This window comes from Actinomadura sp. NPDC048955, assembly GCF_040649435.1.
GTDB lineage: Bacteria > Actinomycetota > Actinomycetes > Streptosporangiales > Streptosporangiaceae > Spirillospora > Spirillospora luteofluorescens.
In genome coordinates this window covers 1-2090 of sequence record NZ_JBEZJI010000179.1, presented here as the reverse complement: position 1 = coordinate 2090, position 2090 = coordinate 1, and the positions used below count along the sequence as shown (strand labels likewise).

Genomic DNA, 2090 nt, shown 5'->3' with positions numbered 1-2090 from the left:
GAGATGTTCGAGAGGTTCACCGACCGCGCGCGGCGGGTTGTTGTTCTGGCTCAGGAAGAGGCCAGGATGCTCAACCACAACTACATCGGCACCGAGCACATCCTCCTGGGTCTGATCCACGAGGGTGAGGGGGTTGCCGCCAAGGCTCTGGAGAGCCTGGGGATCAGTCTTGAGGCTGTGCGTCAGCAGGTCGAGGAGATCATCGGTCAGGGGCAGCAGGCTCCTTCGGGGCATATCCCGTTCACTCCGCGGGCGAAGAAGGTTTTGGAGCTGTCGCTGCGTGAGGCGTTGCAGCTGGGTCACAACTACATCGGTACCGAGCACATCCTGCTGGGGTTGATCCGTGAGGGTGAGGGTGTCGCGGCTCAGGTGCTGGTGAAGCTGGGTGCGGATCTGAACCGGGTGCGTCAGCAGGTGATTCAGTTGCTGCACGGGTACCAGGGTAAGGAGCCGGCGGCTTCTGGTGGCCCGTCGGAGGCGGCTCCGTCGACGTCGCTGGTGCTGGATCAGTTCGGCCGGAATCTGACGCAGGCGGCGCGTGAGGGCAAGCTCGACCCGGTGATCGGCCGGGACAAGGAGATCGAGCGGGTCATGCAGGTGCTGTCGCGGCGCACCAAGAACAATCCGGTGCTGGTGGGTGAGCCCGGTGTCGGTAAGACCGCGGTGGTGGAGGGTCTGGCGCAGAAGATCGTCAAGGGTGAGGTGCCCGAGACGCTCAAGGACAAGCAGCTCTACACCCTGGACCTGGGCGCGCTGGTGGCGGGTTCGCGGTATCGGGGTGATTTTGAGGAGCGTTTGAAGAAGGTCCTCAAGGAGATCCGGACCCGCGGCGACATCATCTTGTTCATCGATGAGCTGCACACGCTGGTGGGCGCGGGCGCCGCCGAGGGCGCGATCGACGCCGCCTCGATCCTGAAGCCGATGCTGGCGCGGGGTGAGCTCCAGACGATCGGTGCGACGACGCTGGATGAGTACCGCAAGCATCTGGAGAAGGACGCGGCGCTGGAGCGGCGGTTCCAGCCGATCCAGGTGGCCGAGCCGTCGTTGTCGCACACGATCGAGATCCTCAAGGGGCTGCGGGACCGTTACGAGGCGCATCACCGGGTGTCGATCACCGATGGTGCGCTGGTGGCGGCGGCGCAGCTGGCCGACCGCTACATCTCGGACCGTTTCCTGCCCGACAAGGCGATCGATCTGATCGATGAGGCGGGGTCGCGGATGCGGATCCGTCGGATGACCGCGCCGCCGGACCTGCGCGAGTACGACGAGAAGATCGCTGATGTGCGCCGGGACAAGGAGTCGGCGATCGACGCGCAGGACTTCGAGAAGGCCGCGGCGCTGCGGGATTCGGAGAAGCAGCTGCTGGGGCAGAAGGCGCAGCGGGAGAAGGAGTGGAAGGCCGGTGACATGGACGTGGTCGCCGAGGTCACCGATGAGCTGATCGCCGAGGTGCTGGCCACCGCGACCGGGATCCCGGTGTTCAAGCTGACCGAGGAGGAGTCGACGCGGCTGCTGCGGATGGAGGACGAGCTCCACAAGCGCGTGATCGGTCAGGAGGACGCGATCAAGGCGCTGTCGCAGTCGATCCGCCGGACCCGGGCGGGGCTCAAGGACCCCAAGCGTCCCGGTGGCTCGTTCATCTTCGCCGGCCCGTCCGGGGTGGGGAAGACCGAGTTGTCCAAGACGCTGGCGGAGTTCTTGTTCGGGGACGAGGACGCGCTGATCCAGCTGGACATGTCGGAGTTCATGGAGAAGCACACGGTGTCGCGGCTGTTCGGTTCTCCGCCCGGCTATGTCGGGTATGAGGAGGGCGGTCAGCTGACCGAGAAGGTGCGGCGCAAGCCGTTCTCGGTGGTGCTGTTCGATGAGATCGAGAAGGCGCACCAGGACATCTTCAACTCGCTGCTGCAGATCCTGGAGGACGGTCGTCTGACCGATGCCCAGGGCCGGGTGGTGGACTTCAAGAACACCGTGATCATCATGACGACCAACCTTGGGTCCAAGGACATCTCCAAGGGCGTGTCGATGGGGTTCGCGCGGCAGAACGACGAGCAGGGCTCGTACGAGCGGATGAAGGCCAAGGTGTCCGA

At 65.0% G+C, this 2090-nt stretch carries 1 protein-coding gene; it reads left to right on the top strand.

What is annotated here, in order from left to right; translation table 11 throughout:
• Positions 1–3: 3 nt before the first annotated feature.
• The coding region (locus AB0C84_RS46010) for an ATP-dependent Clp protease ATP-binding subunit (protein ID WP_361079227.1) at positions 4–2090 on the top strand (2087 nt) is incomplete at its 3' end.